The 14601-nt window shown below is 69.8% G+C and carries 12 protein-coding genes; all 12 read left to right on the top strand.

Features of this window, described 5'->3' with window-relative positions; all coding sequences use genetic code 11:
- Positions 1–23 precede the first annotated feature (23 nt).
- The 12 genes from NVS89_RS11470 to NVS89_RS11415 all read left to right on the top strand — a co-directional run bounded on the left by NVS89_RS11470 (position 24) and on the right by NVS89_RS11415 (position 14564).
- Complete coding sequence (locus NVS89_RS11470) at positions 24–1103, top strand: ABC transporter ATP-binding protein (protein ID WP_258732884.1); 1080 nt, start codon at positions 24–26, stop codon at positions 1101–1103.
- On the top strand, positions 1096–2823 hold the full coding sequence (locus NVS89_RS11465; RefSeq protein WP_258732883.1) for an ABC transporter permease subunit: 1728 nt from the start codon (positions 1096–1098) through the stop codon (positions 2821–2823). The genes NVS89_RS11470 and NVS89_RS11465 overlap by 8 nt, the downstream gene beginning before the upstream one ends.
- Before the next feature lie 249 nt (positions 2824–3072).
- Positions 3073–3759 (top strand): aldehyde dehydrogenase iron-sulfur subunit PaoA, encoded by a 687-nt coding sequence (gene paoA / locus NVS89_RS11460; RefSeq protein WP_258732882.1) that lies wholly within the window; start codon positions 3073–3075, stop codon positions 3757–3759.
- Entirely contained in the window at positions 3756–4706 is a 951-nt protein-coding gene (locus NVS89_RS11455) for an FAD binding domain-containing protein (RefSeq protein WP_258732881.1), read from the top strand. Before paoA ends, NVS89_RS11455 begins: the two co-directional genes overlap by 4 nt.
- Positions 4707–4709: 3 nt before the next feature.
- Entirely contained in the window at positions 4710–6920 is a 2211-nt protein-coding gene (gene paoC / locus NVS89_RS11450; protein ID WP_258732880.1) for an aldehyde oxidoreductase molybdenum-binding subunit PaoC, read from the top strand.
- Positions 6921–7184: 264 nt separating this feature from the next.
- A complete protein-coding gene (locus tag NVS89_RS11445) occupies positions 7185–8402 on the top strand; it encodes a lipase family protein (RefSeq protein WP_258732879.1) in 1218 nt (405 codons plus the stop codon).
- A gap of 139 nt (positions 8403–8541) precedes the next feature.
- Positions 8542–9672, top strand: coding sequence for a LacI family DNA-binding transcriptional regulator (locus NVS89_RS11440; protein WP_258732878.1), 1131 nt, complete (start codon positions 8542–8544; stop codon positions 9670–9672).
- Positions 9669–10433 (top strand): glucosamine-6-phosphate deaminase, encoded by a 765-nt coding sequence (locus NVS89_RS11435; RefSeq protein WP_258732877.1) that lies wholly within the window; start codon positions 9669–9671, stop codon positions 10431–10433. Before NVS89_RS11440 ends, NVS89_RS11435 begins: the two co-directional genes overlap by 4 nt.
- A gap of 53 nt (positions 10434–10486) precedes the next feature.
- On the top strand, positions 10487–11650 hold the full coding sequence (locus NVS89_RS11430) for an extracellular solute-binding protein (RefSeq protein ID WP_258732876.1): 1164 nt from the start codon (positions 10487–10489) through the stop codon (positions 11648–11650).
- A gap of 88 nt (positions 11651–11738) precedes the next feature.
- Positions 11739–12824 carry an ABC transporter ATP-binding protein gene (locus tag NVS89_RS11425; RefSeq protein ID WP_258732875.1) on the top strand — a complete coding sequence of 362 codons (1086 nt, stop codon included), beginning with the start codon at positions 11739–11741 and terminating at the stop codon, positions 12822–12824.
- Positions 12817–13725 carry an ABC transporter permease gene (locus NVS89_RS11420; RefSeq protein WP_258732874.1) on the top strand — a complete coding sequence of 303 codons (909 nt, stop codon included), beginning with the start codon at positions 12817–12819 and terminating at the stop codon, positions 13723–13725. The genes NVS89_RS11425 and NVS89_RS11420 overlap by 8 nt, the downstream gene beginning before the upstream one ends.
- Before the next feature lie 8 nt (positions 13726–13733).
- Positions 13734–14564 carry an ABC transporter permease gene (locus NVS89_RS11415; RefSeq protein WP_258733022.1) on the top strand — a complete coding sequence of 277 codons (831 nt, stop codon included), beginning with the start codon at positions 13734–13736 and terminating at the stop codon, positions 14562–14564.
- Positions 14565–14601 lie beyond the last annotated feature (37 nt).

Raw genomic sequence — 14601 nt, 5'->3', positions numbered from 1 at the left:
CAGACGAGCATCGGAGCACAGGGATGGAAAAGGCTTCGCGGACGATCCTCGCCGTCGCGGGGGTCGACAAGACCTTCGAGGGCGCGACCCGGCCGGCACTCGACCGGATCTCCTTCTCGGTCGAACCGGGGGAGTTCTTTTCGATCCTCGGCCCGAGCGGCTCGGGCAAGACCACGCTGCTGCGCATGATCGCGGGCTTCGAGCGTCCGGACGTCGGGCGCATCATCATGGATGGCGAGGACATCACCGATGTGCCTCCCTTCCGCCGCGACGTGCGCACGGTTTTCCAGAGCTACGCGCTGTTCCCGCACATGAGCGTGCTGGAGAACGTCGCCTACCCGCTGCGCATGGCGGGCGCGCGCAAAAGCGAGCGGCTGGCCAAGGCGCGCGAGTGCCTGGAACTGGTCAGCATGGGGGACTTCGCGCAGCGCCTGCCGCACCAGCTCTCGGGCGGCCAGCGCCAGCGCGTGGCGCTCGCCCGCGCCATCGTCTGCCGCCCGCGCATCCTGCTGCTCGACGAGCCGCTGGGCGCGCTCGACCTGCGCCTGCGCCAGCAGATGCAGCACATGCTGGTCTCGCTGCAGAAGGACCTCGACATCGCCTTCATCTACGTGACCCACGACCAGGGCGAGGCGCTGTCGATGTCCGACCGGGTGGCGGTGATGAGCGAGGGGCGCATCTCCCAGCTCGGCACGCCGCGCGAGATCTACTTCGATCCCTCCTCGGAGTTCGTCGCCCAGTTCGTCGGCCGCTCCAACCTGCTGCCGATCGAGTGCGTCGACCGCAACGGCGCCATCACCGCGCTGCTCGAGGGCAAGCCGCTGTCGGGCATCGCCGCGCCGCGCACCGGGCCGGCGCGGATGGCGATCCGCTTCGAATGCGTGCGCCTCGACGCGCCCGACAGGCCGGCGGACGGGGCGTGCAGCATCGACGGGACGGTGAAGGACGTGCTGTTCCTCGGCAATGCGCTCGAGGTCAATGTGCGCTGCGGCGGGCTGAATATCATCGCCGCCGTCCCCGCCGCCAGCGAGGAGCGCTTCACGCCTGGCAAGCAGGTGCGCGTGCTGTTCGATGCCAACAACGCGACGGTATTCCATGGCTGACATCGCCTCCGACATGACGATGAGCCCCGCCCGCGCCTTCCGGCCGAGCCGATTCAGCATGATGGGCTGGCCGGTCTATGCCTGGTTCGTCGCGCTGGTGCTGGTGCCGAACCTCCTGCTGGTGGGGGCGAGCTTCCTGCGGACCCGCAGCGGGCGCATCGTGTTCGAGCCGACCGTCGCCAGCTATGCGCGGCTGTGGGATTCGCACAGCTTCCAGTACCTGCTGCTGAAGACGCTCGGCACCAGCTTCGGCGCGGCACTGCTCGGCTGCCTGATCGCCTATCCGATGGCCTATTACGCCGCCCGGGTGGTGCGCGGGAACAGGTCGATCCTGGTGCTGCTGGTCATCATCCCGCTCTGGATCAGCCTGCTGATGCGGGTGTTCGCCTGGCGGATGATCCTCGGCCAGAGCGGGATCCTGAACACCTTCCTCGTCACCACCGGCATACTGGCCGAACCGAGCGAGGCCTTCCTCTATACCGGCTTCTCGGTGCTGCTCACCTATACCTACATCTCGATCCCCTACGCCTTCATCTCCATCTTCACCGCGCTGGAGAAGATCCCGCATTCGCTGGTCGAGGCCTCGCAGGACAGCGGCGCCTCCGGCTGGCGGACCTTCCGCCATGTGATCTGGCCGCTGTCGCGGCCGAGCGTCGCCATCGGCTTCTCGCTCGCCTTCCTGATGACAGTTGGCGATTACATCACCCCCTCCATGGTCGGCGGCATCGACGGCACCATGATCGGCATGGTGATCGCCTCGCAGTTCGGCATCGCCAACAACTGGCCCTACGGCTCGGCCATCGCCGTCTGCCTGCTGGTGAGCGTCGGCGTGGTGCTGGCCCTGGTGATGTGGTTCGGCCAGAGCAAGGGCGTGCTGACGGGCGACGAGGGCGCGCAGCCGGCCTCGTCCGGTCCGCAGACGCAGGGCGGCCGGCTGCTGCGCATGCTCGCCAACATCGCCTTCGCCATCCCCTACCTGTTCCTCTACGCGCCGCTCGCCATCATGGTGCTGATGTCGTTCAACGAGTCCAAGGTGCAGGCCTTCCCGCTGCAGGGGATGACGCTGCAATGGTATCGCGAGCTGGGCGAGAACGCCGCGATGCTGGACGCGGTGCAGCGCAGCCTGATCGTCGGCTTCCTCGTGGTGCTGGTCTCGACCGTGGCGGCGATCGGCTTCGCCTTCGCGATCCATTACGGGCGGGTGAAGCAGGCGCGCTTCTTCGAGTTCGCGCTGGCGATCCCCGTGGCGATCCCCGGCGTGGTGCTCGGCATCGTGATGGTGCTGGCGACGCAGCTCGTGCAGATACCCTCGGGCGTCGCGCGGATCGTGATCGGCCAGTCGAGCTTCGTCATGCCGGTGATCCTGATGATCATCCTCGCCCGGCTGCGCCGGCTGGACGCGGCGCTGCTGGAGGCCTCGATGGATTCGGGCGCCAATCACTGGCAGAGCTTCGTCCATGTGCTGTTCCCCTCGATCCGCGGTGCGGTGATCGGCGGCGCGCTGCTGGGGTTCACGCTCTCGGCCGACGAGGTGATGGTGACGCTGTTCCTCAGCGGCACCGCGCCCACCCTGCCGGTGTGGGTGTGGAACCAGATGCGCTTCGGCTTCACCCCGTCGGTGAACGCGATCTTCACCCTGGTCGGGGTCGGCTCGCTGCTGGCGATCATCATCTGCAACCGGCTGGTGTTCCGCTCACAGGCCCGCCGCGCGGAAGCCTGAGCGCCCGCCTCGCGCCGCCTCTCACCCGTCCCTGCCGGTCACATGGCCGGTGGGAGAGGCCGCCCTTTCCCGCTCCCGCCCGCCGGACCCGTTCACGCGATTCGTGATGCGGGCCGGCCGGCGAAGAGGGGAACGCATCGCCCGAACAAACATTGCGCCTCTGACATGCTCGTTCCGACGGACGGCGATCGCCTCCGCGCGAGCTCCTCTCCACATGCCAGCCGGCTGCACATCGATTGGATCGGAACCATGCAGGGGCAATCCCATCATGATCTTTCGCGGCGGGATCTTCTCGCCGCCGGCGCCGCGACCCTGGCGGGCAGCAGCGCGGGCTCGCCCGCCAACGCCGCCCCCGCCAGCCCCGGTGCGGCGCCCGCCAGCGAGGCGCGCAATGAGCCTTCATCCGCACCCACGCCCGGGCCGGTGCGCATGCCGGTGCACCTCACCGTCAACGGCACGACGCGCGACCTCGAGGTCGACACCCGCACCACCCTGCTCGATGCGCTGCGCGAGCATCTCAGCCTGACCGGCACCAAGAAGGGCTGCGACCACGGCCAGTGCGGCGCCTGCACGGTGATCGTCGACGGCGTGCGGATCAATTCGTGCCTCACCCTCGCGGTGATGCACGAGGGCGCCGAGGTCACCACCATCGAGGGGCTCGGCACGCCCGGGCACATGCACGAGATGCAGGCCGCCTTCGTGAAGCATGACGGCTACCAGTGCGGCTACTGCACGCCGGGCCAGATCTGCTCGGCGGTGGCGGTCCTCGAGGAGATCAAGGCCGGCATACCGAGCCACGTCACGCAGGACCTCGTCTCGGCGCCCCCGCTCTCGGAGGACGAGCTGCGCGAGCGCATGAGCGGGAACATCTGCCGCTGCGGCGCCTATTCGAACATCGTCGCCGCCATCACCGAGGTTGCCGGGAGCCCAGCATGACACCCTTCACCTTTGAACGCGCCGCGTCCCCGGCGCAGGCGGCGGCCGCCGCGGCCGCCACGCCCGGCGCCAAGTTCATCGCCGGCGGCACCAACCTGCTCGACCTGATGAAGCTGCAGATCGAGACCCCGACCCACCTCATCGACGTCAACGGGCTGGCGCTCGACACGATCGAGCCGACGCAGGAGGGCGGGCTGCGCATCGGCGCGCTGGTCAGCAACACCGAGCTCGCGTCCGACGCGCGCGTCCGGCGCGACTATGCGCTGCTGTCGCGGGCGCTGCTGGCGGGTGCCTCCGGGCAGCTCCGCAACAAGGCGACGACGGCGGGCAATCTGCTCCAGCGCACGCGCTGCCCCTATTTCTACGACACCAACCAGGCGTGCAACAAACGCAGCCCCGGCAGCGGCTGCTCGGCCATCGAGGGCTTCACCCGCCAGCTCGCGGTGATCGGCGCCAGCGACGCCTGCATCGCCACCCATCCCAGCGACATGGCGGTCGCCCTGCGCGCGCTCGACGCCGAGGTCGAGACCATCCATGCCGACGGCAGCGGCCGGCGCATCCCCATCGCCGAGTTCCACCGCCTGCCCGGCGACACGCCCCATGTCGAGACCGTGCTGGAGCCGGGCGAATTGATCACCGCCGTGATCCTGCCGAAGCCGGTCGGCGGGCGGCATGTCTACCGCAAGGTGCGCGACCGCGCGTCCTACGCCTTCGCGCTGGTCTCGGTCGGGGCGATCGTGCAGGAGGACGGCAGCGGGCGGGTTGCGCTGGGGGGCGTCGCGCACAAGCCCTGGCGGGTGGAGGAAGCCGAGATCGAGCTGCCGCGCGGCGCGCGCCCGACCACCGAGCGCCTGCTCGCCAATGCCCGGCCCACGCGCGACAACGCGTTCAAGGTCACGCTGGTGGAGCGAACGCTCGGGTCGATCCTCAAGCAGGCGAGGGGGTGAACCATGAAGTTCGATACTCCCGCCACTACCAACCCGATCGATCACCTCAAGGTCGTCGGCCATCCGCACGACCGCATCGACGGCCCGCTCAAGACCACCGGCACCGCGCCCTACGCCTATGAGCGCCACGACGTGGTCGCCGAGCCGGCCTATGGCTACGTGCTCGGCGCGGCGATCGCCAAGGGCCGCATCGCCCGGCTCGACACCTCCGCCGCCGAGCGCGCACCCGGCGTCATCGCCGTGGTGACGGCGGACAATGCTGGCAAGCTCGGCAAGGGCAACTTCAACACCGCCCGCCTGCTCGGCGGACCCGAGGTCGAGCACTATCACCAGGCCATCGCCCTCGTGGTCGCGGAAAGCTTCGAGCAGGCCCGCAGCGCCAGCACGCTGGTGAAGGTCGACTACAAGGCCGAGCCCGGCGTGTTCGACCTGCGCGCGGCACGCGGATCCGCCTCGCCGCCGGAGGAGACCGCCATCTCCGGCCCGCCCGACACCAGCGTCGGCTCCTTCGCGAGCGCCTTCACCGAAGCGCCGGTGACGCTGGACGAGACCTACACGACGCCGGACCATTCGCATGCGATGATGGAGCCGCATGCCACGCTCGCGGCCTGGGAGGGGGACGCGCTGACGGTGTGGACCTCCAACCAGATGATCGCCTGGGCCACAGGCGACCTCGCCGCGACGCTCGGCATCGACCGGTCGAAGGTGCGCGTGGTCTCGCCCTATATCGGCGGCGGCTTCGGCGGCAAGCTGTTCCTGCGCGCCGACGTGCTGCTCGCGGCGCTGGGCGCGAAGGCCGCCGGCCGGCCGGTGAAGGTGGCGCTGCAGCGCCCGCTGATTCCCAACAACACCACCCACCGGCCCGCCACCATCCAGCGCATCCGCATCGGCGCCGAGCGCGACGGCACCATCACCGCCATCGGCCATGAGAGCTGGTCCGGCGACCTGCCGGGCGGCGGGCCGGAGACGGCGGTGGGCCAGACGCGCCTGCTCTATGCCGGGGCGAACCGGATGACGGCGATGCGGCTCGCCGTGCTCAACCTGCCCGAGGGCAACGCCATGCGCGCCCCCGGCGAGGCGCCGGGCCTGATGGCGCTCGAGATCGCCATGGACGAGATGGCCGAGAAGCTCGGTATGGACCCGGTCGAGTTCCGTGTCCGCAACGACACCCAGGTCGATCCAGAGCATCCCCAGCGCCCGTTCTCGTCCCGGCCCTTCGTGGAGTGCCTGCGGCTCGGCGCGGAGCGCTTCGGCTGGAGCCGGCGCGATCCGCGCCCGGCGCGGGTGCGCGAGGGGAACTGGCTGGTCGGCATGGGCATGGCGGCGGCGTTCCGCAACAACCTGCTCATGAAGTCCGGCGCGCGGGTGCGGCTGGCCGGCGACGGAAGCCTGACGGTGGAAACCGACATGACCGACATCGGCACCGGCAGCTACACCATCATCGCCCAGACCGCGGCGGAGATGACGGGGCTGCCGATCGAGAAGATCGCGGTGCATCTGGGCGATTCCGACTATCCGGTCTCCGCCGGCTCGGGCGGTCAGTTCGGCGCCAACAACGCGACCTCCGGCGTGTTCGCCGCCTGCGCGAAGCTGCGCGAGGAGGTGGCGCGCCGCCTCGGCTTCAATTCGGAGGAGGCCGAGTTCGCCGGCGGACAGGTGCGGGTGGGCAACCGCTCGGTGCCGATCGGCGAGGCGGCGGGCGAGGGCGAGATCGTCGCCGAGGACGCGATCGAGTATGGCGACCTCGACAAGACCTACCAGCAGTCGACCTTTGGCGCTCATTTCGTCGAGGCGGCGGTGGACGTCGCCACCGGCGAGGCGCGGATCCGGCGCATGCTGGCGGTGTGCGCGGCCGGACGCATCATCAACCCGAAGTCCGCCCGCAGCCAGGTGATCGGCGCCATGACCATGGGCGCCGGCGCCGCGCTGATGGAGGAACTCGCCGTCGACACGCGGCGCGGCTTCTTCGTCAATCACGACCTCGCCGGCTACGAGGTGCCCGTGCATGCGGACATCCCGCACCAGGAGGTCATCTTCCTCGACGAGACCGACCCGATCTCCTCGCCGATGAAGGCGAAGGGGGTGGGCGAGCTCGGCATATGCGGGGTCGGCGCGGCGGTGGCGAACGCGCTCTACAACGCCACCGGCGTGCGCGTGCGCGACTACCCGATCACGCTCGACAAATATCTTGACCGTCTGCCCGACGTCGCCTGATCGGCGCCGCCGCAGCGCACCGCATGAAGGACAGCCTCGCGCCGGCATGAAGCCGGCCGCGGGGCTGTTTTCTTGCGCGCCTGCCGCATGGCTCGCGCGACGTTCCGGCCTTCCGTGCCGCTTCCCCCGTCTTCCCAAAGGGCAGATCGGACAGTTCCGGCGCGGTTTCGAAAGAGCCGGGGTGCCTCCTCCCCTTAAGTAACTCCGCCGCCGCTCGGGCGGCCCGGCTCCCGCGCGGCGGGGGCCAAGGCGGAGGATCGTCCCATGCTTGGCGTGATGAGCTTTGTGCGCGCGATGCGCCGGTCGGCGTTCCGTCTGGGGATCGGCCTGCTCGGCCTTTATCCGGGTGCCGTGCGCGCCGATACGACGACGAATTTCTACCAGGTGCCCGCGGCGCTGATCGCCGGCCGGGCCGGCACGCTGATCCGGGCCGAGCCGCTGACACCGCCGGCGGGCGCGGCGGTCGCCTACCGCATCCTCTACCGCTCGCGCGACGTCGACGGGCGCCCGATCGCCGTCTCCGGCGTGGTCGCGGCGCCGCCGGCGGCGAAATTCCGCCGGCCGGTGGTCACCTGGGGCCACGGCACCAGCGGTATCGCCCCGGGCTGTGCGCCCTCGCGTTTTCCGGGGCATGATTTCAGCAGCATAGGCGGCCTTGGCACGCTGCTCGCCGATGGCGACATCGTGGTCGCCACCGACTATCAGGGGCTCGGCGCCGGCAAGGTGCATCCCTATCTGGTCGGGCCGAGCGAGGCCCATGCCATGATCGACGCCGTGCGCGCGGCGCGGGCGCTGCCGGGTCTCGACGCCGGCCGGCGGTTCGCGAGCTGGGGCTTTTCGGAAGGCGGGCAGGCGGCGCTGTTCACCCGGGCACTGGCACGAAGCTACGCCCCGGAACTGCGTTTCGAGGGAGCGGCGGCGGTCTCGGCACCGACCGAGCTGCGCCGTCTGCTCGCGCACGACATCGGTTCGCCGGCGGGCGAGGTGGTCGCCTCCTACGCCGCCTGGTCGTGGAGCCATGCCTATGACCTGCCGATCGGCCAGGTGGTGCGCCCGCAGGCGCTGCCGGCGCTGGAGCATCTCGCCACGCTGTGCAGCCTCGACCTGCCGGAACGGCTCGGGCTGGGGCTCGCGACCTTCGCCTACGGACGGGACGGGTTCCTGCGCCGCCAGGCCGAGAATCGCCCCGACTGGGCGCGGGTGATCGCGCGGAACTCAGTGCCCGCCCAATCCGGCACGCCGGTGTTCCTCGCCCAGGGCGGCGGCGACGCGCTCGTTTCGCCCTCGACCACGCGCGACTTCGCCCACCGGCTGTGCCGCGACGGCGTGGCGCTCGACTACGACCCGATCCCCTTCGCCTCGCATGGCGGCGCGGAGGCCTCGAGCGTCGAGGCGGCGACGCGCTGGCTGGCCGGGCGGCTGTCCGGCGCGCGGGCGCCGACCGACTGTGAAAGCCTCGAAGGCCGACCGCAGCCGCTCTAGCGGAAGACGGTATCGGGCGGCGCGGAAACGTCGTCTCGCGGCCTTCACGGCTTTCCGCGCGCAACGCTCATTATGGCTGTTGACAGGCAATGAAAGCGGTTTCATTCTCTTATGTAACCGCTTTCATTAGGGATGAGCCGTGGTCAAGCCGCCGCACACCTCCGCGCCCACCATCCGCCTCGTCGCCCGCGAGGCCGGGGTGTCGCAGGCGACGGTGTCGCGGGCCTTCTCGCAGCCGGAACTGCTGGCGCCGGCGACGGTGGAGAAGGTGCTGAGCACGGCCAAGCGCCTCGGCTACGTGCCCAACCAGGTGGCGCGGGCGCTCTCCACCGGGCGCACCCACAACATCGCGCTGATCCTGCCGGACGTCGCCAACCCGTTCTTCTCGGCGCTGATGCGCGGCGCGCAGGCGCAGGCCTACAAGCGCGGCTACGCCACCTTCCTCGGCGATTCGGACGAGACCGCCAGCCTCGAGGACCTGCTGCTCGACAAGCTCGCGGTGCAGGTGGACGGCTTCGTGCTCGCTTCGCCCCGCCTCGACGAGGAGCGCATCCGCCGCCACGCCGGCCGCCGGCCGCTGGTGGTCATCAACCGCGAGCTCGAAGGCATCGAGCGGGTGCTGGTCGACACCGCCAGCGGCTTCGCCGACGCGGTGAAGCTGCTCGCCGGCTTCGGCCACCGCGTCATCGCCTATGTCGGCGCGCCGCGCTCCTCCTGGTCGAGCCAGCAGCGCGCGCGGGCGGTGTGCGAGACCGGGGCGGCGCTCGGCCTCAAGGTGGCGCAGATCGACGCCGCGCGGCCGAGCCACGAGGCGGGCCGGGCCTGCGTCGACCAGCTTCTGAACACCGGCGCCACCGCCGCGCTCGCCGTCGACGACGTGGTGGCGCAGGGCATCATGGCCGGCCTCGCCGACCGCGGGCTCTCGGTGCCGCACGATTTCAGCGTCATCGGCTGCGACGACATCATCGCCACCACCACCTATCCGCCGCTGACCACGGTCAACGCCTATTGCGGCCTCGCCGGCGCCAAGGCGGTCGACCTGCTGCTCAACGGGCTGTCGGAGCCGGCGGCGCCGGTCGACACGCCGGTGATCGTCGGCGAGCTGATCGTGCGCGGCACCACGGGTCCCGCGCCGCAAGGAGGCGTGCCGAACGCCGGCGCGCCGGCGGATCGCGATCCGTCCTCCCCCACCACGTCCCGCCGCCGTCCCCGGCGGCCCAAACCGGAGCCGCAGGCGGCCGGGCCTTCGTCCAGCAGGAAGAGCATATGATCGACGTTCGCTACTTCGAGACCAAGCAGGAAAGCGGCAGCGCCGCCGCGGCGCTGGGCGCCGAGGCCATCCGCCAGACGATCGCCGCGCGCGGCAGCGCCAATATCGTCATCGCGACCGGGGCGAGCCAGTTCGAGATGCTGGAGGCACTGGTGGCGGCCGAGGCGATCGACTGGTCGCGCGTCACCGCCTTCCATCTCGACGAATATATCGGCATGCCGGACACGCATCCGGCAAGCTTCCGGCGCTACCTGAAGGAGCGCTTCACCGGCCGGCTGCCCGCGCTCGGCGCGTTCCATTTCGTCGAGGGCGACGCGCCCGGCCTCGCCGCCGAGCTCGCCCGCATCAACGCGCTGATCGACCGGCACCCGATCGACGTGACCTTCGCCGGCATCGGCGAGAACGGGCACCTCGCCTTCAACGACCCGCCGGCCGATTTCGAGAGCACGGTCGCCTACAAGGTGGTCGAGCTCGACGAGCGCTGCCGGCGCCAGCAGTTCGGCGAGGGCTGGTTCCCGACCTTCGACGACGTGCCGACCGAGGCGATCTCTATGACGGTGCAGCGCATCCTGTCGAGCCGCGCCGTCATCCTCACCGTGCCGGACGAGCGCAAGGCCGAGGCCGTCCAGCACGTGCTGGAAGGGCCCGTCACCAATATGTGGCCGGCCTCGATCCTCCAGCAGCACGCAGCCTGCCACCTTTTCCTCGACCGTGCCGCCGCGAGCAGGCTCGCCAAGAAGCCGACCGCAGCGGACGCCTGATCTGCACCAGCCGGTGTCGGTCCCTTGACTGCTAACCAGAGTGGAGAGAACGAATGTCCTATGAGCGCTGGAAATCCAGCCTGTTTGCCGCAAGTGCCCTGCTCGTCTCGACAACCATCGGCGCCATGGCCGAGCCGGTCGTCATCAACGTCATCGACGTCGCCGGCGATCTGCAGATCAGCCAGCCGGCGCTGGAGAAGTTCCAGGCCGAGCATCCCGACCTGGTGTCGAAGTTCGTGTTCACCCAGGCGACCGCGCCCGAGCTCGCCGGCAAGCTGAAGGCGCAGCAGGATGCGGGCCGGGTCGACATCGACTTCGTGCTCACCGGCAACGACGCGCTCGCCGCCGGCATGGAGCAGGGCCTCTGGCTCGAGATCCTGCCGAAATACGCCGACATGTTCCCGGACCTGAAGAAGCTCTATCTCCCCGGCGCCTACCAGATGCAGGAGATGACGCGCGGCCAGGCCTTCGTGCTCGACTGGTACCCCTCCGGCCCGCTGCTCGAATACGCCCCGGACCGGGTGAAGGACGTGCCCGACACGCCCGAGAAGCTGATGGCCTACTGCAAGGCCAATCCGGGCAAGTTCATGTACGCGCGGCCGGCCAATTCCGGCCCCGGCCGCACCTTCGTGATGGGCCTGCCCTATCTGCTGGGCGACAAGGACCCGATGGACCCGGTGAAGGGCTGGGACAAGACCTGGGCCTATCTGAAGGAGCTCGACGGCTGCATCGAGTACTACACCTCGGGCACCACCGCCTCGATGAAGGAGCTGGCCAACGGCACGCGCGACATCATCGCCACGACGACCGGCTGGGACATCAACCCGCGCTACCTCGGCATCGTGCCTGAGGAGTACAAGGTCGGTGCCTTCAAGAACTTCCACTGGGTCGGCGACGCCAACCTGATGGCGATCCCGAAGGGTGTGCCGGAGGAGAAGCTGAAGGTCGTGCTCCAGCTCATGGCCTACCTGCTCAAGCCCGAGCAGCAGGCCTTCATGTTCGACCACGGCTACATGTATCCCGGCCCGTCCATCAAGGGCGTGACGCTCGACATGGCACCGAAGGAGAGCCAGGAGACGATCGAGAAGTACGGCCGTCCCGAATATGCGAGCCTGATCGCCGACAACCCGACCGAGCCGCCGCTCGACGCGAAGGAGCTGGTCGAGATGTTCGACAAGTGGGACCGCGAGATCGGCGCCGCCAAGATGCAGAAGTGAGCCTGCGGCCGGGCGGGCGGCGTCGCGCCGTCCGCCCTGTCCGCTGCCGCCCGATGCCTTTCCACGACAAGAAACGGGATTGAAAGCGATGGCGATCGCGTCCACCGGCTTTCGCGAGCTGCGGCTCGACCGGATGAGCCGGAACTTCGGCTCCCACAATGCGCTGAAGGAAATCAGCCTCACCGTGCAGCGCGGCGAGTTCATCGCCCTGCTCGGGCCCTCGGGCTGCGGCAAGTCGACGGCGCTCAACTGTCTCGCCGGCCTGCTGTCGCTCAGCGGCGGGGCGATCTGGCTCGACGACCGGCGCATCGACACGCTGAAGCCCGAGGAGCGCGGCTTCGGCATGGTGTTCCAGAACTACGCCCTGTTCCCGCACATGGACGTGCGCCGCAATGTCGGCTTCGGCCTGCAGATGCACGCCGTTCCCCGGGCCGAGGTGCAGCGGCGGGTCGACGAGGCGCTCGATGTGGTGCGGCTCGCCTCGCAGGCGGGCAAGCTGCCGGGCCAGCTCTCCGGCGGCCAGCAGCAGCGCGTCGCCATCGCCCGCGCCATCGCGGTGGAGCCACCGCTGGTGCTGATGGACGAGCCGCTCTCTAATCTCGACGCCAAGCTGCGGCTGGAGATGCGGGCGGAGATCCGCCGCATCCACCGGCTGCTGGGCTCGGCGACGATCTACGTCACCCACGACCAGGACGAGGCGCTCTCGCTCGCCGACCGCATCGTGGTGCTGCGCGACGGCGCGGTGCGCCAGGTCGGCACGCCGCAGGAGCTCTATCGCCGGCCGCTCCATGCCGACGTCGCCGAGTTCATGGGCTTCCGCAACGCGCTGGCGGGCCGGCTGGTGGCACGCGAGGGGGCGGGGGTCGCGGTCGATTGCGGCTTCGCCGGCCCGATCCACGGGCAGCCGGTCGACATCGGCGACGCGGCGGCGGGGGCCGGCGTCACGGTTGCGATCCGGCCGGCCGACCTCGTCCCGGCCCCGGACGGGCCGATCGAGGCGGTGGTCAGCGGCATCGAGTATCGCGGCGAATCCTATTTCGGCACGGCGACCGGGCCGGGCGGGCAGGAGCTGTTCTTCCGCGCCGACCAGCCGCTCGCCCCCGGCGAGGCGGTCCGCCTCGGCGCGCCGGCCGAGCGCGTGCTCGTCTATGAGGGGGGAGGCGCGAATGGCTGACGCCGCCGCCTCCTCCACGACCGCCCCCTCCACCCGTCGGCGGCCGAGCCTCGCCGACCGCGGCCTCGACGGCGTCACGCTGCTGCTGCTGCCGGCGGCGCTCTTCATCGTGCTGCTGTTCGTCTACCCGTTTCTCTACGGGCTGGTGCTGTCCTTCATGCCGAAGGAGGGCGGGTGGCTCGGAAACTACACGCGCTTCTTCTCCGACCCGTACATGTACGGCACGATCTGGCTGACGGTGCGCCTCGCCCTGCCGGTGACGGTGCTCAACATCGCGCTCTCGGTGCCGATCGCGATGCAGGTGCGGCACATGACGCGCCAGCGGCTGCTGACCACGATCCTGGTATTGCCGATCACGCTCGGCACGGTGCTGGTCGCCGAGGGGCTGCTGAACTATCTCGGCCCGCAGGGCTGGCTGAACCGCACGCTGATCCTGTTCGGCCTGATCGACCGGCCGATCCGCCTCGTCCACAATTACTGGGGCGTGTTCATCTCGCTGGTGATCACCGGCTTTCCCTTCACCTTCCTGCTCACCCTGTCGATGATCTCCGGCATCGACCCGGCGCTGGAGCAGGCGGCGGCGACGCTGGGCGCGCGGGCGCGGCATCGCTTCGCGCATATCGTCTTCCCGCTGATCGTGCCCGGGCTCGCCGTCACCTTCTGCCTCGCCTTCGTCGACGCGTTCTCGGTGTTCCCCTCGGCGGTGATGCTGGGCGCGCCGGCCGGCGAGACGCGGGTCATCTCCTTCGCGGCGGCGCAGGCGGCGTTCGAGCAGTACGACTACTCCTACGCCTCGGCGATCGCGATGATCATGGCGCTGGTGCAGTTCGGCTTCGTCGGCCTCGTGCTCGGGCTGCGCGGCCTGTTCTACAAGGGCCCGGTCGGCGGCGGAAAGGGCTGAGCATGAACATGGACAATGTCCTCGAGAAGCTCTGGAAGACGGCGGTCTGGGCCTTCGTCATCCTGTTCGTGGTGAACGTCGTCGCCATGATCGCCACCGTCGTCGTCAACTCGTTCGGCACGCGCTGGCTCAATTCGTGGCTGCCCGTCGCCTTCACCTTCCGCTGGTATGCGGCGGCGTGGAAGGAGTTCCAGCTCGGCGACGTGCTCACCGTCACCTTCCAGATCGCCGGCGCCGTGGTGGTGCTGTCGGCGCTGTTCGGCGTGCCGGCGGCCTATGCGCTGGCGCGGCGCGACTTTCCCGGCAAGCCGCTGGTGATGGTGCTGTTCCTGCTGCCGCTGCTGGTGCCGCCGATCACCTTCGGCGTGCCGCTGGCGACCGTGCTCTACAAGGTCGGGCTCGCCGGCACGATGTGGGGCGTCATCATCGCCAACCTCGTGCCGACATTGCCGTTCACGGTGATCCTCATGATCCCGTTCATCGAGCAGATCGACCCGAAGGTGGAGGCGGCGGCGCGGGTGTTCGGCGCCGGCACGGGCCGGCTGTTCTTCCACGTGCTGGTGCCGCTGCTGCTGCCCGGCCTCCTCGCCGCGTCGCTGCTGGCGATGGTGCGCACGGTGTCGATGTTCGAGCTCACCTTCCTCACCGCCGGCCCGTCGAGCCAGACGCTGGTGGTCGCGCTCTACTATTCGGTGTTCGCCGCCGGCGTGCGCGCGGGCCAGTCGATCGACGCCATGGCGGTGATCTACATGATGAGCACGCTGATCTGGCTCATCATCGCGCTGCGCTTCGTCAACCCGACCCAGATCGTCGCGCGGGTGAAGAAGTCGCCGGCGTGAGGTTCGGCAATACGAGCGTGCCAAGAGACAGGACGTG

Source organism: Ancylobacter mangrovi (genome assembly GCF_024752355.1).
Lineage (GTDB): Bacteria > Pseudomonadota > Alphaproteobacteria > Rhizobiales > Xanthobacteraceae > Ancylobacter > Ancylobacter mangrovi.
This window is presented reverse-complemented; position numbering and strand designations above follow the sequence as displayed.